General features: G+C 40.8%; 13 protein-coding genes. 9 read left to right on the top strand and 4 right to left on the bottom strand.

Features of this window, described 5'->3' with window-relative positions:
* Window positions 1-468 precede the first annotated feature (468 nt).
* The 9 genes from KYH19_RS01460 (at window position 469) to KYH19_RS01500 (ending at window position 13646) form a co-directional block, all read left to right on the top strand.
* Window positions 469-3672, top strand: coding sequence for a TonB-dependent receptor (locus KYH19_RS01460; RefSeq protein WP_255562527.1), 3204 nt, complete (start codon window positions 469-471; stop codon window positions 3670-3672).
* 19 nt (window positions 3673-3691) lie between these two features.
* Complete coding sequence (locus KYH19_RS01465) at window positions 3692-5596, top strand: RagB/SusD family nutrient uptake outer membrane protein (protein WP_121283419.1); 1905 nt, start codon at window positions 3692-3694, stop codon at window positions 5594-5596.
* 12 nt (window positions 5597-5608) lie between these two features.
* Window positions 5609-6310: a DUF3823 domain-containing protein gene (locus KYH19_RS01470; protein ID WP_219077306.1), complete on the top strand. Its 702-nt coding sequence runs from the start codon at window positions 5609-5611 to the stop codon at window positions 6308-6310.
* A 147-nt stretch (window positions 6311-6457) separates the two neighbouring features.
* The gene (locus KYH19_RS01475) at window positions 6458-7423 is read left to right on the top strand and encodes a glycoside hydrolase family 43 protein (RefSeq protein WP_219077307.1); all 966 of its coding nucleotides are present in this window, start codon (window positions 6458-6460) and stop codon (window positions 7421-7423) included.
* A gap of 118 nt (window positions 7424-7541) precedes the next feature.
* Window positions 7542-8579, top strand: coding sequence for a family 43 glycosylhydrolase (locus KYH19_RS01480; RefSeq protein ID WP_219077308.1), 1038 nt, complete (start codon window positions 7542-7544; stop codon window positions 8577-8579).
* Window positions 8580-8595: 16 nt separating this feature from the next.
* Window positions 8596-9675 (top strand): cellulase family glycosylhydrolase, encoded by a 1080-nt coding sequence (locus KYH19_RS01485; protein ID WP_219077309.1) that lies wholly within the window; start codon window positions 8596-8598, stop codon window positions 9673-9675.
* Window positions 9676-10025: 350 nt separating this feature from the next.
* Complete coding sequence (locus tag KYH19_RS01490; protein WP_219077310.1) at window positions 10026-11879, top strand: glycoside hydrolase family 2 protein; 1854 nt, start codon at window positions 10026-10028, stop codon at window positions 11877-11879.
* A 246-nt stretch (window positions 11880-12125) separates the two neighbouring features.
* Window positions 12126-12866: a glycoside hydrolase family 43 protein gene (locus KYH19_RS01495; RefSeq protein ID WP_219077311.1), complete on the top strand. Its 741-nt coding sequence runs from the start codon at window positions 12126-12128 to the stop codon at window positions 12864-12866.
* Between the two features lie 24 nt (window positions 12867-12890).
* Complete coding sequence (locus KYH19_RS01500; RefSeq protein ID WP_219077312.1) at window positions 12891-13646, top strand: hypothetical protein; 756 nt, start codon at window positions 12891-12893, stop codon at window positions 13644-13646.
* Between the two features lie 295 nt (window positions 13647-13941).
* On the opposite strand, the gene KYH19_RS01505 is transcribed toward KYH19_RS01500, so the two are convergent.
* From KYH19_RS01505 to KYH19_RS01520, 4 genes are all read right to left on the bottom strand, one after another.
* The gene (locus KYH19_RS01505) at window positions 13942-14937 is read right to left on the bottom strand and encodes a hypothetical protein (RefSeq protein ID WP_219077313.1); all 996 of its coding nucleotides are present in this window, start codon (window positions 14935-14937) and stop codon (window positions 13942-13944) included.
* A gap of 40 nt (window positions 14938-14977) precedes the next feature.
* Window positions 14978-15421 carry a GNAT family N-acetyltransferase gene (locus tag KYH19_RS01510; RefSeq protein WP_132395205.1) on the bottom strand — a complete coding sequence of 148 codons (444 nt, stop codon included), beginning with the start codon at window positions 15419-15421 and terminating at the stop codon, window positions 14978-14980.
* Window positions 15422-15653: 232 nt separating this feature from the next.
* Complete coding sequence (locus KYH19_RS01515) at window positions 15654-16469, bottom strand: MOSC domain-containing protein (protein ID WP_219077314.1); 816 nt, start codon at window positions 16467-16469, stop codon at window positions 15654-15656.
* 11 nt (window positions 16470-16480) lie between these two features.
* A complete protein-coding gene (locus KYH19_RS01520) occupies window positions 16481-18841 on the bottom strand; it encodes a mechanosensitive ion channel family protein (protein ID WP_219077315.1) in 2361 nt (786 codons plus the stop codon).
* Window positions 18842-18895 lie beyond the last annotated feature (54 nt).

Here is an 18895-nt window from a genome sequence, read left to right on the forward strand (position 1 = left end):
CACAAAACAAAGTGCCGCTGTTTTTTTGATGAGCATGGGGCAGTGTGAAGCCACCTTGTTGGATTGACAAAGCGCTTTGGGTACTTTGGCGCTCCAAAGTACCATGCCCCTGCGGCATAGAGCAGTAGAATAATATTATGAATTGTATCAAAATGATAGGAGTGTTATCGGTAGAGGACTTGATTGATAGCAGGGCTTCCCTAACCGAAACGTGCCAGCCCCATCATTTCCAAAAAACTGTTGCTTTAAAGATCCTGAGCTGAACTCAGGATGACGCATTGAGCGGCATTTTCCGTGTCTCCGAGCCTCCGTGGCTAAACAGACTCCTTAAATACAAATCGAGACAAAATGGAGAAATATTGATACAAATCCGTATCCCGCGCTAATGCTAAAAACTGAATCTTTGGAAAGAATTAAATCGAACTAAAACCATTTACTTCTAGTATTTAACCAAATTCCTAACCAAATATGAAAAGAAGTTTACTCTACTATGGCGGCTTTGTACGCATGGATTGGTACTTGCTTCAAAAGATGTTTTTGAAACGCAAAATCCTTACTGTTATTTTTACCTCAATTACCGTACTCTTGCTTTCATTTCAGCTTAGTGCACAGGAACAAAGCACCGTGACCGGTACTGTTACTGACGAGAAGGGTGAAACAGTTGTGGGTGCCAGCATTAAAATTAAAGGTACCAGCACAGGGGCAACAACTGATGCTGACGGAAAATTTAAAATCCAGGTGGCAGATAAAAATGCAACCCTGATTTTTATTTATGTAGGTTATGTCAACCAGGAAGTTGCATTGGCAGGCCGTTCGCAGGTTAATGTTAAACTTAAACCCTCCAATAACGATCTCTCAGAAGTGGTGGTAGTGGGGTATAACACACAGAAAAAAGAAGCCATTACCGGGGCAATCTCTTCCATTAGCAGTAAAGACCTCGAAAAAGTACATGGCGGTTCAACCGTGAGTACTGGCCTTGCTGGTAAACTACCTGGGGTTTCGTTCAGGATGCCTGACGGTAGACCGGGATCGAGTGCAAACATCCAGATCCGTAACATGGGTAATCCGTTATATGTAATTGATGGTATCCAGCAGGATGCAGGACAGTTTAATAATATCTCGCCCAACGATATCGAAACCATCAGTGTGCTAAAAGATGCTTCAGCCGCTATTTATGGTAGCAGGGCCGCTAACGGGGTAATTTTAGTGACCACTAAAAGAGGTAAAAACAGTACGCGCAATACTTTTAGTGTTGATGCTTATACCGGATGGCAGAACTGGGTACGTTTCCCTGAAACTACCGATGCTTACCAGTGGATGTTGGGAAAAGCTACCGCAGAATTAAACCAGAACGGCAAAACAGATATTACACCATCAGAACTTGAAAAATGGAAAGCCGGAACAGAATATGGCTATCAGAGCCAGAACTGGAGAGATATCATCATTGCGCCAAACGCGCCGCAATCTTCGATTAATTTGAGTGCTTCTGGTGGCAGCGACAAAGTGAATTATTACTTCTCAGGTACACACCTTGATCAGAAAGGGGTGTATGGAACGGAACGTGAGTTCGATTTTAACCGGACCAACATCCAGAGTAATATAGAAGCTAAAATAACCGACCGTTTTAAAGTTGGTATGCTCATTAACGGCCGTATAGAAAGCCGCGATCAGCCAGGCGTACCGGGTGGTGACGATTATTTTGCTGCACGTTTTGCGCTTTTGAGAAACAGGCCGACTGAACAGGCTTATGCCAATGGTAATCCGAATTACCCGAATGATATCGGGCACAATACGGAACAGTTTGCCGTACAGAGCAAAGCCTTAACCGGTTACTGGAAATCAGACTGGAGGGTTTTACAGACCAATTTATCAGCAAGTTACGATACGCCTATAAAAGGTTTAGAGATAAAAGGTTTATACTCTTATTACATTGCCGATAACGTCATAAACGGCCATGAGTATACTTATAATGTCTATACTTATCATCCTGAAACTGGTGTTTACGAAGAAAAAGTTGGAAGTTCTAACCCATACAGGGAGCGCAGAAACGAAAAGATATACACCAATACCTATCAGTTACAGGCCAACTACAACCGTACTTTTGGTAAACACACTGTTGGTGGCGTTTTGGTAGCGGAGCGTTTAGACCGTTTTAGAACCTATACTTTCCAGCATGCCGTACCACAGACCAATATTCTGCCTGTTTTGCAGTTCGCTGATATGGACGGACAGGATTTCGCTGATATTCAGGAAGAAGAAGCCCGTATTGGTTACGTAGCCAGGGTAAACTATAATTATGACAATAAATATTACCTGGAACTTTCTGGCCGTAGAGATGCCTCATGGAAATTTGCACCCGACAGGCGTGTAGGTTATTTCCCTTCAGCATCCATTGGTTGGAGAATTACCCAGGAGAAATTTATGAAATCGCTTTTAGGCGAAAGTACTGTCTTGAACGATTTGAAACTTCGTGCATCTTATGGTGTGCTGGGAGATGACGATCTCGGTATTGACCCTTTCGCTTACATTCCGGGCTATAGATACAACCAGGGAAGTGTGATCTTAGATGGTAAGAATATTACCACTTCAAGGGATAAAGGTCCGATTATCAATAACCTAAGCTGGCTGAAAAGCAAAATGACAGATATCGGTTTAGATTTTTCATTGTTTAACAGTAAGCTAAGCGGAACGGCAGATTATTTCTATAGAAAACGTACCGGTTTAAAGCAGGTTAAAAATGATGTTGTGGTGCCTATTGAATTGGGATACCCGCTGGCAGCAGAAAACCTGGAAAGTGATGCGCAGTTCGGAGCAGAATTCGCGTTAAATTACAGGGATAAGATCGGAGAATTTAACTACAATGTTGGTGGAAATATTTCCATTAGCCGAAGAAAATTTTTAGATCAGTATAAACCGCGTTACGGCAACTCGTGGGACAATTACAGAAATAGCTATAACCAGCGTTATACCGATATTTTCTGGGGATACGAGGTAACTGGGCAATTCCAGAATATTGATGAGATCAATAATTATAAAGTAAACATTGATGGACAGGGAAACCGCTCTTTATTGCCGGGCGATTTAATTTATAAAGATCAGAACGGCGACGGTGTGATTAATGACCTGGATCAAAGACCGATTGGATATACCACACAAGGTCAGCCGAACATCGGCTTCGGTTTCACCATAGGCGGTTCTTACAAAAACTTTGATTTTTCAGCAGATTTTTCAGGCGGAGCCTTGTACTCATGGAACCAGAACTGGGAACAGCGATGGGCATTCCAGAATACAGGTGCTTTATTGCAGAGTTTTGCTGACGACAGCTGGCACCGTACCAATCCATACGACCTGAACAGCGCATGGATTCCTGGGAAATATCCTGCATTACGATTTAATGATGGCGGACACAGCAATTACAACAAAAACTCTACTTTTTGGCTGCACAATGTAAGGTATCTGCGTGCCCGTACGCTTGAGGTCGGTTATACCATACCCAAAAAATGGGCCGAAAAAATCAAGATCCAGAATGCCAGGGTTTATGTTAACGGATATAACCTCTTTTCTATCGATAACCTGAAAGATTATGGTGTAGACCCTGAAATTGCAGATGATAACGGATTACAGTACCCACAGAACAAGTTTTTTAATATCGGTATTAAATTAACGCTGTAACATGAAAAAGACTAATCAGATGAAAAAAATTATATATGCATTTGCTGCCATCGCCTTTTTGAGTTTTGCGCAGTCGTGTAAAAAAGATTCAGAATTTTTAGATAAACAACCTACCAGTACCCTGCCGATTGATGCGGTATGGAAAGATCCAAACCTGGTGCTTACCGTTGTTGGCGATCTTTACGACCGCTATCCAGATTACCAGACGATCGAGGCATGGTGGACTTTTGCCGTTTTTGACGAAGGTTTTGCCTCCGCCAGCGGTGATTATTTCCGTCACCAGAATTTAGAGTATGGTTATGATGCCTGGAGATACTGGGACATGGGTGTTTACGGTTATATCCGTGACCTGAATATGTTTATTAAACGCGGGCAGGAATCTACCGCTTTAAAAGCAGAAGACCGCGACCGTTTCCTTGCCGAAGCGCGTTTTATCAGGGCGGGGGTATATTTCGAAATGGTAAAAGCAATGGGCGGTGTGCCGTTGATCACAACCGTTTTAGATTATAATTATAGCGGCGACCCAAGTTACCTACAGTTTCCAAGGGCAAAAGAAACCGAAATTTATGATTTCGTGATTTCAGAACTGGAAGCCGTAAAAACCATACTGCCTGATAATCCGACTGTACAGAGCAGGGCTACAAAAGCTGCGGCATTAGCCATGGAATCAAGAGCAGCATTATATGCGGGTTCAATCGCCAAATACAGCAACTCGCAGTTGAGCTTGCCAGGTGGAGAAGTGGGTATATCATCGGGTCTGGCCAATGCTTATTTTACCAAATCCTTAGCTGCCGCAAAAGAGATTATCGATGGCGGCAAATATTCGCTTTACAAAAAGAACCCTAATTTATCTGAAAATTTCGCCGCGCTTTTTACTGATAAAGGCAGTAATCCGGAAGTGATTTTTGCGAAAGATTTTAAATTGAAAACCAATAAGGTTCATGGTTTTACGATCGATAACCAGCCACGTTCTTCTGCAGAGGAAGCGCAGGGTGGACGTTTAAATCCATCGTTAAACCTTGTTCAGTCTTTCGAAAAACTGGATAATACTTATGCATCCATGGCCTCGGTTGATGGAAGTGGTAACCCGGTTTATTACAGTGGTATCACCGATATTTTTGCGGGTCGTGATGCACGCTTGGCAGGAACGGTAATTCTTCCGGGAACGCAGTTTAAAGGCAAAACCGTTGATATCTGGGCTGGCTACCAATTGGCCGATGGTTCTATCGTAACAGGCGATAACTTCGGACAGAACAAAACGAATGTTCTTCCGGGAAATGCAGGTTCTGTACAAGTGGTTGGTGCTGATGGTCCTGTAGATGGACTCGAATTCAGCGCACAGTCAGGCTTTTATGTTCGCAAATATTTAGATCCAGCAACAGGTTCAGGACAGATCGGTACCCGCAGTGATGTTTGGTGGATCCGTTACCGTTATGCCGAGGTATTGTTAAATGCAGCCGAAGCAGCTTTTGAACTGGGCGATCCCACTACAGCAGCTAACTATATTAAACAAGTAAGAGATCGTGCAGGATTAACTGTTGCTTTAACCCCGGCAGAGATCACTTTCGACCGTATTGTACACGAGCGTAAAGTAGAATTAGCCTTCGAAGGACATGAACTTTGGGATATGAAACGCTGGAGACTGGCTGATAAAGTTTGGAACGGCAATAACATGTCTGCAGCCGATTTTATCAATGCAAACAATATTGGTAGCGCAACACGCACCAGTACGCAGGTATTTGGCTTGTGGCCATACAAATATTATAACCCTGGCAACGCAAACCATTTGAAATATATTTTTAAAGTGATTAAACCAAGCCGTGTAACCGCTGCACACCGTTTCCGTATCGGAAATTACTACTCTTCAATCGGGCAGGATGTACTTAACGGAAACCCTAAAATTGTAAGAAACCCTAACCAATAAGCAGATATAGATATGAAAATTAGATTTTATTTCATGATAGGGGCACTTATTGCCGTTCTTTTTGCTTCATGTAAAAAAGATAACTACGAAGCACCTGAAGCCGATTTTACCGGGCGGATCGTTTATAAAGGAGAACCCATCAGTGTTCAATATGGTCAGGTTAATTTCGAACTCTGGCAGTCAGGTTTTGGGAATTATTCCGCGCTGAATGTTAATGTGAGCCAGGATGGAACCTACTCTGCCAAATTATTCAACGGAGATTATAAATTGGTTTTTTCTCCAAACCAGGGGCCTTTTTTATGGAAAAAGAATGCTACCGGAAGACAGGATAGCATTGCGGTAAACATTAATGGCAGTAAAACCATAGATATTGAGGTAATGCCTTACTATATGATCCGCGGAGCCACACTTACCGCTGCAGCAGGTAAAATAAATGCTTTTTGTAAACTTGAAAAAATCATCACCAATGCCGATGGCAAGGATATCGAAAATGTATCGCTCTATATTAATAAAACACAGTTTGTAGATGGTAGTAATAATATCGCTACCCAGCAGATCAGTGGTGCAGCCATCGCCGACCTCAACAACCTGAGCATGAGTGTTACGATCCCAAACATTACACCTACTCAAAATTATGTTTTTGCCAGGATAGGTGTTAAAATTGCCGGTGTTGACGATCTGATTTTTACACCAGTAAGTAAAATAGGTTTTTAATTTTTTTAAATTTTCGTCATTCCCGCGCAGGCGGGAATCTTAATGCGCAGATAACCACTCATTATACATTAAGATTCCCAATTGGGTTGGGAATGACGATCAATGTAAATATTATTATTAATCAATATCTTACTCTTAGTAAAGCCAATGAAATATATTTATGCCTTTTTTTTATGCTTTTCATTCTGTTCCATTAGCAAAGAACTACTTGCAAAACCGCTAAATGATACCCTTTATCTTGCCGATCCGACCATTTTTGTAGATAATGGCCGTTATTATTTATATGGTACGAGTAGCGATCAGGGTTTTTTGGTTTATGTTTCAAAAGACCTTAAAAACTGGAGCAAAAAGTCAGAAAATAATGGATTTGCTTTAAAAAAGGATGATGTCTTCGGTAGCAAGGGTTTTTGGGCCCCGCAGGTATTTAAAAGGGGGAATACTTATTATATGGCCTACACCGCTGATGAGCAGATTGCCATTGCTCAGAGCAAAAGTCCTTTAGGTCCATTTAAACAGGAAACATTAAAAGCCATTTCTGGCACAGGAAAACAGATCGATCCCTTTGTATTTACCGATGCAGATGGGAAGAATTACCTATATCATGTAAAACTTGATAAAGGCAACCGGATTTATGTATCCGAACTGAAGGCTGATTTTTCGGATGTCATCCCGAACACTGCAAAGGAATGTTTATCTGGAACCGAATTCTGGGAAAATACCGCAAAAACCGATTGGCCGATAACCGAAGGCCCAACGGTACTCAAAAAAGATCAGCTTTATTACCTTTTTTATTCTGCAAACGATTTCAGAAATCCCGATTATGCGGTGGGTTATGCTACTTCGGGCTCACCAACAGGGCCGTGGACGAAATATGCGGGAAACCCGATCATTAGCAGGAAGTTGTTAAAATTTAATGGAACTGGTCACGGCGATTTTTTTACCGATAAAAACGGGGATTTGCAGTATGTATTTCACATCCATCATAACAATCAAAAAGTATCGCCAAGAGCTACAGCTATTATAAAGGCTGCTTTTGTAAAAGATAAAAACGGTACTGAACAAATGCATGTCGACCCTAAAAGTTTCCGCTTTTTAATGCAGGGCGCAAATTGATTGCTTTTGTAGAAATATTGAAACAAAAAAAAGGCTGGTTTCAGAAAAGAAATCACTTTTTTTAAAGATTGATAAAATGCAGCAGCATGAGAAAAATAGCAGGTGTAAAGCTTTAAAAATGAATAGATTGAAACTAAAATTATTTTTCGCACTTTGCTTATTGGTGATGGGAGGGTTAAATGCACAAACATTTACCAATCCCTTATTGCCATCCGGTGCCGATCCTTATAGTTATTATAAAGATGGTTATTACTATTATACCCATACCACTGGTAACCGTGTAGACCTTTGGAAAACCAAAACCCTTGATGGCCTTAAAAATGCCGAGCGGAAAACCATTTGGAAAGCACCTGCCGGAACGATGTACAGTAAAGAAATATGGGCACCTGAGGTGATGTTTTTAAGGGGGAAATGGTATGCTTATTTTGCTGCTGATAATGGCAAAAATGAAAACCATCGCATGTATGTTTTAGAAAATGCTTCGGCCGATCCAATGAAAGGGGAGTGGGTATTTAAAGGCAAGGTTGCCGATCCTACTGATAAATGGGCCATTGATGGAGATGTAATCGATTTTAAAGGTCAGCTGTATATGATCTGGTCGGGCTGGGAAGGAAATGAAAACGGTAAACAGGAAATTTTTATGGCTAAACTTAAAAATCCGTGGACGGTGGATGGAAACCGCGTAAAAATTTCTACCCCAAAATTCGACTGGGAAAAAAATGGCGACTTAGGCGGTGGCGCCCACGTTGATGTAAATGAGGGGCCACAGTTTCTGGTACATGGCAATAAAATTTTTATCATTTATTCAGCAAGTGGTTGCTGGACAGATTTTTATGCCCTGGGCATGCTTTCGGCTTCGGCAAAAAGCAACCTGCTTGAGCCAAAATCATGGACGAAAGCCGATCAGCCTGTTTTTCAACAGTCGCCAAAAGATGGCGTTTATGCCCCTGGGCACAATTCGTTTTTTAAATCGCCTGATGGTAAAGAGAACTGGATTCTATACCATGCAAATGATAAACCCGGCCAGGGCTGCGGAGGTTTCCGCTCACCCCGGGCTCAAAAGTTCACCTGGAATGCCGATGGTACACCAAATTTTGGAACTCCGGTAAAAGCGGGATTGAGCTTAACATCACCATCAAACCGAAATAAAAAATAATCAGATAAATACCGATATGAATTTAAAAAACTATGCGCTACTTATTATACTGAGCCTAAGCATTGGCACCGGTTTTGCGCAAAAAATAAAAAAAAGCACCGAACTTGCAAAAGTTTGGTCCGTAGAAAAAGCCAATGCCTGGTACAAAGAACATAAATGGTTAACCGGGGCAAACTACATTCCTTCTAATGCCATTAACCAGTTAGAAATGTGGCAGGCAGATACCTTTTCACCCGATTTGATTGATAAAGAACTTGGCTGGGCAGAAGGTATTGGCTTTAACACGCTGCGTGTTTTCCTGTATAGCAAAGCCTGGAGCCAGGATCCGGAAGGTTTTAAAAAACGCATGGAGCAGTTTTTAACCATTACCCAAAAACATGGCATCAAGCCCATGTTTGTTTTTTTCGATGATTGCTGGAACAAAACTTCGGCCATTGGTAAACAGCCTGAACCAAAAACGGGTATCCACAATTCGGGCTGGTTGCAGGATCCTGGTGATCCGGCTTTTAAAGAAGAAGCCAACTTCCCCGAACTGGAAAAGTATGTGAAAGATGTGCTAACCCATTTTGCACACGATAAAAGGATTTTACTTTGGGATTTGTACAATGAACCCGGAAACAGCGGAAAATTGGAAGCAACTATTCCTTTGTTAAACAAAACCATCAGCTGGGCGCGTTCGGTTAATCCCGATCAACCGATTTCAATCGGCTTGTGGAGTTGGGGTTTCGAAAAACTGAATGCCATACAGCTCGCCAATTCGGATATTATAACGTACCATAATTATGAGGCGCCAGAGTGGCACCAGAGAACCATTGATCTGCTAAAAGCAAGTGGCAGACCGCTGATCTGCACTGAATACATGGCACGATCACACAATAGCCGTTTCTCTAACATTTTGCCAATGCTTAAGGACGAAAACGTGGGTGCCATTAACTGGGGTTTTGCTGCGGGTAAAACCAATACCAAATATGCCTGGGATACCCCGCTTGCTGATGGATCTGAACCGATTGAGTGGTTTCACGAGATTTTTCAGCCCGATGGTACACCATACCGCCAGGACGAAGTTAACCTGATCAAAAAACTCAATAACAAATAAATTTTATCAGGTAGGAGATCCGAAGAAGAACTTTATAAAATTATTGTTAGTCTGAGGGTAGTCGAAGACCCCTAGTTAAAAAAAGTCCTTCTACAGGTTAACATTGACAAAATCCAATAAAATAGCCGTCATCTCGACTGTAGCGCAGCGAAATGGAGAGATCTATCTAAACAGATTTCTCGACTGCGTTGCACTCCGCTCGAAATGACGGTAACTCGGGGGATTTTTACGAGTAGATTAATTGCTGTCATTTGTATTGACTTACGAAACAAATAAGCCCTCAGCAAACTATTCTCTGCTTAAATTAACAACATTGACAAACCCAACCTAAACACTCAAATTTTAAACCAATGAATAAAAAAGTATCTATTTTCTTATCGCTGCTGGGGCTCTCACTTTCCCTATCTGCACAGCAGCAAGACAAATCGTGGAATATAGTGAAAGGGAAAATCTCTTCACCATGGGCACAGGAAGTTAATCCTAAGAATGTATTACCAGAATATCCTCGCCCTCAACTTGAGCGTACGGGTAACTGGAAAAACCTGAATGGTCTTTGGGATTATGCCATTTCCGGAAAATCACAGCGTCCGGCCATTAACCAAGGTAAAATACTCGTGCCATTCGCGGTAGAATCAGCACTTTCGGGTGTTGGTAAAACGGTTGGTAAAGACAGTTTATTATGGTATAAAACCGTATTTACAGTGCCTTCGAACATGAAAGGCAAAGAAATTTTGCTTCATTTCGGTGCTGTTGACTGGAGATCGACCGTTAGCATCAACGGTAAAGAAGTAGGAAAACATGAAGGCGGTTTCGATCCTTTTAGTTTTAACATCACGCCATTTTTAAATAAAAGCGGCAACCAGACCTTAACCGTCGAAGTTTGGGATCCGACTGATGAAGGACCTCAACCAAGAGGTAAACAGGTTAAAAGACCTGAAGGCATCTGGTACACACCGGTAACGGGCATCTGGCAAACGGTATGGATCGAAGCGGTAAACAAATCACATATCGATCACATTAAGGTAACACCAGACATTGATGAGCAATTATTGGCTGTTACGCCAGTTTTAAAGGAAGCTGCTTCAGGCGATCAGGTAAAAGTTTCGGCCTGGGATGGCACGACAAAAGTTGCCGAACAAACCGGTGATGGTAGCGGTACAATTACTTTAAAAATTGCCAATCCAAAGTTATGGAGTCCTAAAAGCCCGTTTTTATATGATTTAAAAGTAGAGTTGCTTGCCAAAAACAAGAAGGTTGATGAGGTGAAAAGTTATTTCGCCATGCGTAAAAGCTCGATCGGGAAAGACCAGAACGGCATTCAGCGCATGTTATTGAACAACGAATTTGTTTTTCAGTACGGTCCGCTTGATCAGGGATGGTGGCCGGATGGTCTGTACACCGCGCCGACTGATGCTGCTTTGAAATTCGATGTGGATAAAACCAAAGAAATGGGTTTCAACATGATCAGAAAACACATTAAGGTAGAACCGGCCCGTTGGTATTACTATTGCGATAAAGCCGGAATGCTGGTTTGGCAGGATATGCCGAGCGGCGATCTGGGGAATGGCTGGGAAAATCGTCCTGGTATTTTAGACCATGGTTCCGATCAAAACAGGACTGCTGAATCTGAAGGATATTTTAAAAAAGAGTGGAACGCCATTATCGATGCACTTTATAATGTGCCTTCTATTGTAGTGTGGACACCTTTTAACGAAGCCTGGGGACAGTTTAAAACCATAGAAATTGCCAAATGGACCAAGGAGAAAGATCCATCAAGGTTGGTGAATACAGCAAGTGGCGGTAACTTTCATCCGGTTGGTGATATTATCGATCTGCACAATTACCCACATCCAGCTATGCCAAGTCCTGACTATTTTGGAAAGGATTATGCACTTGTATTGGGTGAGTTTGGTGGACTCGGCCTGCCTATTGATGGCCATGTGTGGCAACAGAAAAATAACTGGGGCTATCAGAGTTTTAAAAATAAAACGGATCTGTTTAACAAATACGCAGAGTTTGCCAAACGTTTAGAGCAATTGATCCCACTAGGACTTTCTGCCGGAGTATATACCCAAACTACTGATGTTGAAGTGGAGACGAATGGACTGATGACCTACGACAGAAAAGACATTAAATTTTCAGAAGCACAGATGAAGGCTTTGCATGATAAATTATACCAGATTAACGTACCAGTGCAGAAATAAAATGCTATAAAATCGTCATCTCGACTGTGCTGCTCTTCGCTACCATGACAGAATCAACTAGTGTGGTCGTCATTCTCGCGCAGGCGGGAATCTTAAAGCACTTGCAGTATGATTCCCAATCAAGTTGGGAATGACGATCTCTTGTAGTCTAAAATTCTGAGTAAAAAAGCTGTCCTTCATATTAATTTTTATACAATAAATTATCCCACGAAATGGCGATTTTTTTACATAGATCTATTAACAATAATGATGAGAAAAAAAATAAACTTTTCGTGGTATGCTGCCCTGGCGGTAATTGCTAAACTTCTTCTGATCACGAACCTTTTACCGGCACAAACTATAATCGAACCTGTAATTGCCGGAGATTTTGCAGACCCCTCTATTATCCGGGCAAATAATCAATATTACGCCGTAGGTACTTCATCTGAATGGGCACCTCATTTCCCTATCTACAGCTCAAAAGATCTGCTGAACTGGAAACAGTCCGGTTATGTTTTTGAGAAGGCCCCAGCATGGACATCGGGTTCGTTTTGGGCACCGGAGTACGATTATCATGATAAAACCTATTTCATTTATTATACTGCGAGAAGGCAAAAGGACAACGTTTCATGCATTGGTGTGGCCACTTCAAAATATCCCGATCGGGGATTTATTGACCAGGGTATTATTATAGACTATGGAAAGGAAGCAATCGATGCATTTGTTTACCTTGACGGCAATACGCGTTACATTACTTTTAAAGCTTACGGTTTGGATAAACGACCAATTGAGATTTTAGCTTTAAAGCTCGCTAAAAACGGACTTAAAGTAGAGGGAGAGCCTTTCTCTTTACTTAAAGATGATCAAAAGATTGGCTTGGAAGGGCAGAGCATCCTGAAAAAAGATGGCTATTATTATCTTTTTTACTCTGCGGGAAACTGCTGTGGCGCGCAATGCGATTATAATGTGAGGGTAGCCAGATCAAAATCTTTTGCCGGACCATACTAGCTTTATGCTGCCAATCCTCTGTTAATGGAAAATGAATATTGGAAATGTTCAGGACACGGTACGTTTGTAAAAGCTGCAGATGGAAAAGATTATTACCTCTACCATGCCTACAATAAAAAGACCAATGTTTTCTCGGGAAGACAGGGCATGTTAGCCCAATTGAACTGGCCAGCGAAAAATGTATGGCCGGTTTTAAAAGAAAAATCAGGCCCAAGCCTTAACCGGGATTTGAAACTGAACTTCACCAGGCCCCAAATTGATAAAAATTGGCAATGGGATTTTAGAAACTCGACGCCAGGAATTTTGCAAAAGAACGGGCAGCTTCATTTATCCGGGATTATTAATAAAGATAACCTAAGCGGGATAGCATTAACCGTTAGACCTACATCAACAACTTTTGAAGCGACTACGACTGTAACCAATACCAATAGTGCACTAAAAGGTTTAGTGTATTATGGCGATGCAGGCTCGGCTATAGGCATTGGCATAGCTGGAAATGAAATAGAATTTTGGAAGGTAGAAAATAAAACCAGAACGGTATTTGCAAAGGTGAGAATACCAACAACAGTTCCGGTTGAGCTTAAAATGAAAACCGCAGATGATTTAAACTTGCTTGTATCTTTCAGAAAACCTAATGAAGAATGGCAAAATGTTCAGGCTAAGGAAAAAATTACGGTTAACTTTTTACCACAGCGGGATAGAAGCCCGCGTATTGGTCTTCTTTTTAATGGAAGTGTTAGTCAGGATGCTGATTTTTCAACTTTTGAGTTAAAGTATTGATTTGGTAAAAGCTTACTATATGCTAATTTAATATCCTTTGTTTTGGGAAATGGATGTTTAGCGTACTTCGGGAACAGTAGCCCCGTTATTCGCTTTATCCCGATAGAAAAAATCGGGATGCCCGCTACTACCGGGTTTATTGAACAAGGGTTGCTACATAAAACCCTAAACTATCAGATGGAGGACACCAAGAAAAATGTGCAGCTGAAGAATCTGATAAAAAATCAGACCTTTCATTTAAAAAAAAAACGAATGATCGCTTATTGATTGCAAGGAAATAATTTAATTGCGGCCACTAAGCCCTCGCCAGCCTGAATTCATTGTAACACATTATAATATTAAACCCGAGGAAAATGATGGTCTCCGAACTCACTTTCAATCTATTGATATCAACTCCTAAAATAGAAGAAATAAAAAGGGTAGAGAAAACCAGTATTGCACTCAAAAATATGCTGATAAAAGCCGAATGCAGCAACATCGTAATCCTGAATAGGTTTGCCTGAAAGAAATATTCGGGGTTGCGGATCATCTGTACCAGATTAACAATAATGAAAAAGCCGATAAGCACCACGTAAACGTTCATATAAGGCGTGGCATTATCCCATACCAAGAGGTCAAAATATCCTTTCGAAGCAAAATAAATAATAATTCCGAGGCAAATCAGGGTTTTAAAAGCCATCCAGAATTTTTTGCCTGAAAGCAGCAGGTATAATTTAGGGTATTTAACGTTGTCTACATGGTGGGCGATTCCCAATAATTTAGCAGATGGAGGTACAAAAGGATTAAACATGCCTAACAGTATAAGCATAATGGTGCTCATAAACTGAAAAATGGCATCACTGATCAGCCGCTCCATTTTTTCCTGATTAAGTAAGGTATCGTTCGAATAGGTAAATATCGATAACGAGATAAGTATAATAACCACAAGATGAAATATTACACCAGCATAATTGCTTAAACCGGGTTTGTTTATTTGCTGCCCTTCGGTAGCCTGAGATTTGTTACCTAATGAGAATTTAGCTGATAGTGCTTTAAGCGAACTGGCTGCGCCCCTTGCCATCAGGGCAATGGCAAGAACAAAAATTCCGATACCAATAATAAAGGAGGCGATACCTGCGGCTTCAAAGCTGTATAATCCAAGCAGAAAAATAAGCGTTCCGATGCTAAGCGCCATATGTTTATACTTGATTTTGGTTAAACCATGCATGTTGAGCAGAATGGTGTAAAATAGTCCAAATGCGGCACCTATCGCGATGGCCATTAATAGTTTGGCTATGATATTTCCGGGCATAGTTTAGATAAAAGGTTGTTTGCTAACGATAATCAAATTTTTACTTCTGTAAGGCCATAGAAAGTATAGGGAAAGGTTTTCCTGCTCCATCCTGCTCACTCCGTTCGAAGGTTACAAAACCAAGCTTTTCATAAAAACCTACTGCTTGTTTGTTCTGCTCGTTTACATCTACTGTATTGACATCATGTTCATCTTTTGCAAAATCAATCAACGTTTTACCGAACCCTTTTCCTCTGGCATCGGGATGAATAAAGAGCATCTGGATCGATTTTTTGTTGATGCCTATAAACCCCATCACTTCTTCTTCAAACTTAGCAGCGTATAACCGCACCTGATCAAAATATTCAGTTAAAATCAGCGAGCGGTAGGTCATAATATCATTCTCAGAAAGAAAATGGTGTGTTGCTCTTACCGAACTTTCCCAAACCGCAATTAGTTTTTCGTAATCTTTTCTACCTGCAGCTACAATTATTGCTTCTTTCATTCAATGAATATTAAATTATTTTTTTCCTTATTTAAGGTGCAAAGTATTCGTTAAACGTTAAATGCGGTGAAAAGTTTGCGCACTAACATAAAGCATTTTGCGTCACGGAATGAGCTTAGGTGATCTCAGGTGACTAAGGTGGTCAGAAAATATTGAATAATTAAAGTCTTAAGATTTTTTACCAATAAGAAATTAAGGTTGTTGAGAATTTTACCGGAATATCCATTCCATCTTAAGCCTTCCATGTCATCACCTTTAATTCGTCACCCACACTAATTACCCCACTTTGCTGGTGCAGTAAATTTTGCCCGAATAGGATTTTTTTACCAACTGTACGGTAACCGGCCAATGTCCTCAATGGTTCCTGTCCTTTTTCGCCAGTTTGCTGATCTATGGTAATAAGCACACACCGCGCGCATGGTTTTACTGCCGAAAATAAAACCTGACCGATTTGAAAATCCTTAAAACAGTCCTCAATGTGAGGTTCACCACCTGTAAAAACAAAATTTGGGCGGAAACGATCCATTTTTATCGGGTTTTCGAGTTTTTCATTCAGCCCGTCAAGTGAATATTGACCTATGATCAGGCAAGGATAACCATCGGCAAAACTTACTACTTCATTGTTCGATGCATATCTTGGATCTACCATCCTTTTTTCTGCCACCGGCATTTTTACCAGCCTCACCTTAAGCTTGAGGAAGTTAGAAAACCAATCGCTTACCGTTTTATTTACTTCGAGTGCAGTGGCAGTATCATTCCAGATGACAACTGAAATTTGTTCCCCGGTATCTTCATCCAAAGAAAAGGATATGTTTTGCGCAGGCAATTTTTTATGAGAAACGCTTAATTTACCATCTGCAATATTTACCTTTAGTAGTGCCAGTTTAAAATGTTTCCTTTGGGTAATAAATATTCCTTCTTCATCAACAAGCATCCACCGTCTGTCGTATTGTAAGCCGCTTTCTTCGAGTTTTGCTGTCTGAAGACTGATGCCTCCCAGCGATTTAATCGGATAGACATATAACTCGGAAAGGAAAAAAGTATTCATGCAATTTATTATTATAAAATTTCAATTCCTTTTTGTTCGAAGGATTCAAAAATCTGTGCATTGATCATGCTTTTGGTCAGATCAGCCTTTGAAATATCCTTACACCAGAAATAAATGTTGATTTTGCTGTTGAGTTTGCTCACCGGACTGATCATGATCACAGGTTCTTTGCTAATAAACACGTTGTCGTTTTCGCCTATAATTTCCCTGATCAGGTTGACTACATCGGTGGTATTAAATGGCTTGGCAATCGATAAAGAAATGTTTACGCGCATCAGGTTATTGCTCAGCGTCCAGTTGATAATGTTATTGGATAGGATGGCACCATTGGGAATGATAATTTCGGCACCCTCTTCGCTAAGCAGTGTACTCGCACGAACACCGATCTCTTTCACGCGGCCTTTCTTATCGCTTAGTTCTACAATATCGCCTATCCGGATGGTTTTATCAAAAATAAGGATAATCCCTGATACAAAATTGCTTACAATATTCTGTAAGCCCAACCCAATTCCAACGCCCAACGCACCCAGAATAACCGTTATTTTATCGATTGGTAGCCCGGAAGCTGCAACAGCGATTAAAAAGCCTCCAATTAATAACACCAAACGGGTTACGAGTAATTTTGAACGCTCTCCTTTGTTATCCTCAAAATTATCATCGCCAGTATCGCCAAAGAAATAGGCAATGTATTTTTGCAAAAAGTTGGCAATCCAGATAATACCCAAAAACAGTACAATGCCCCCAAAGGTAAAAGAGAAACTGCCTATAATTCTTTTTTCAGTAAGAACTTCCATTACCGACTCGTAGAGACCATTAAATATATTCAGGTTGGTGGTAAATATTACAAACCAGATAATGGTAGCACCAATACCTGTGAGCCTTTTTAGTCCTGCAATTACAGGTAGCCAGTCAAAATACTCCGGAAATCCCTTCCGAATCCTGCTGCTTTTCATCTGCAATAAAAAGGCTTCTACCAATACTTTGGCCAGAATGGTTAAGGATATCGCATTTAAAAGTGAGCTTACCCCGGTTGAATAAAAAATCTGCGTGAGGGTAAAGCGGCCAAATAAATTACAAAATATGGCAATGATGGCAAAGCCAACATATATAAATCCTGTGATGAGGATCATTTTGTATTTTTTGGCTTTTTCATCGAGTATTTTCCATACCATAACACCATATGCAACTGAACTGGTAGTGAGGAATAACAGGAGCCAGCGCTGGTATCTGGGCGGCATACCCAAAAGACGTAAGAAAACGGGTGCAAGAAGGAGTATCACGAATATGCACCAATAGTAAAATAACTTTGAGTTTAACCTTTTGCGGAAATATACCGTGAGCAAAATCGCTAGGATAATCTCTACTGTTTCTATGTATAGTGCAGGCGCCCTCAAATCGAAAATAGGTGCCAGTGCAAAGAGCATGATGAAAGTGATTAAATAGGGCTGCGGACTGATCAGCGAAAAACCATCAAGCGTTTCTAAACGGCCACGCTGTTTTACGCTTCTAAAGTTGAAGAATACCCATAAGAAAAATATGGTACAGGTAAAAAATAACAAGATTCTGCTGCTCCTTGTATATATGAAATAATACCGGGATATTTCCTGCTCTCCTTTAATAAACCTGCGGAACCCCATACTTTTATTGGCCGGCTTGTTTACTGATTCCCATAAATAACGGCGCTCTTTGCCAAAAGCTTTAATGCTCACCGCATCGAGCTGGCTATCGGTAAGATACATTAACTCTTTAATATTGATGAGATTGGATGAAGTTCTGGCCTGTAGGTTATTGATTGATAAAGTAGTCGTTTTTAGCAAGCTATCCATCACTAAACGTTTCTTCTTTAGTTCTGCAAATTCACTTTTAAACATAACCTGCACCGCAGGTACTGTAAACACTTTAATCAGTACGGTATCTTTACGCAGGTTAAGAATTTCAGTTTTTAATGCCCGTAATTCCTTTTCATATTCATCAAGGTCTGCTAAACAATCTTTGTTATTGCTTTGTAGTTCTGCCAATAAGGTTTGATCCATCTGCAGGTTTTGCAGATTTGGGTACCTGTCAAGCTGTGTCAGGCGGCTTTTTAACAGTGCTAGTGCGGCTTCATCCTGGATTAAATGTGCTTCTATAGGTTTAAGTTTCTTAAATGAACCAACCGTTACCGGCACTTTATTAACTGTTTCAAATACTTTTTCCAGGTGTGCAAGGTAATCGCCTTTGGTCAGCGTAGCAGAATCTGAAAGAATGGATACATCCTGCCCCTTATCTGCTAACTTGTCTTTTTGTGCAAATGCATTACCTGTAACCAGAAAGGTAAAAAGCAGTAGTATCAGATTTCGAAACAGTATCGGGAAATTATTTATTGTTATCATTGAATTTAAGGCAGTATTGGAAACATCCTTTATTATGGATATATATCGCCAAAA

The sequence above is a fragment of the Pedobacter sp. D749 genome (assembly GCF_019317285.1).
In the GTDB taxonomy this organism is placed as follows: domain Bacteria; phylum Bacteroidota; class Bacteroidia; order Sphingobacteriales; family Sphingobacteriaceae; genus Pedobacter.

Coding starts and splice junctions, on each gene's coding strand:
- KYH19_RS01460 (WP_255562527.1), top strand. CDS start 469: ATGAAAAGAAGTTTACTCTACTATGGCGGCTTTGTACGCATGGATTGG.
- KYH19_RS01465 (WP_121283419.1), top strand. CDS start 3,692: ATGAAAAAAATTATATATGCATTTGCTGCCATCGCCTTTTTGAGTTTT.
- KYH19_RS01470 (WP_219077306.1), top strand. CDS start 5,609: ATGAAAATTAGATTTTATTTCATGATAGGGGCACTTATTGCCGTTCTT.
- KYH19_RS01475 (WP_219077307.1), top strand. CDS start 6,458: ATGAAATATATTTATGCCTTTTTTTTATGCTTTTCATTCTGTTCCATT.
- KYH19_RS01480 (WP_219077308.1), top strand. CDS start 7,542: ATGAATAGATTGAAACTAAAATTATTTTTCGCACTTTGCTTATTGGTG.
- KYH19_RS01485 (WP_219077309.1), top strand. CDS start 8,596: ATGAATTTAAAAAACTATGCGCTACTTATTATACTGAGCCTAAGCATT.
- KYH19_RS01490 (WP_219077310.1), top strand. CDS start 10,026: ATGAATAAAAAAGTATCTATTTTCTTATCGCTGCTGGGGCTCTCACTT.
- KYH19_RS01495 (WP_219077311.1), top strand. CDS start 12,126: ATGATGAGAAAAAAAATAAACTTTTCGTGGTATGCTGCCCTGGCGGTA.
- KYH19_RS01500 (WP_219077312.1), top strand. CDS start 12,891: ATGGAAAATGAATATTGGAAATGTTCAGGACACGGTACGTTTGTAAAA.
- KYH19_RS01505 (WP_219077313.1), bottom strand. CDS start 14,937: ATGCCCGGAAATATCATAGCCAAACTATTAATGGCCATCGCGATAGGT.
- KYH19_RS01510 (WP_132395205.1), bottom strand. CDS start 15,421: ATGAAAGAAGCAATAATTGTAGCTGCAGGTAGAAAAGATTACGAAAAA.
- KYH19_RS01515 (WP_219077314.1), bottom strand. CDS start 16,469: ATGAATACTTTTTTCCTTTCCGAGTTATATGTCTATCCGATTAAATCG.
- KYH19_RS01520 (WP_219077315.1), bottom strand. CDS start 18,841: ATGATAACAATAAATAATTTCCCGATACTGTTTCGAAATCTGATACTA.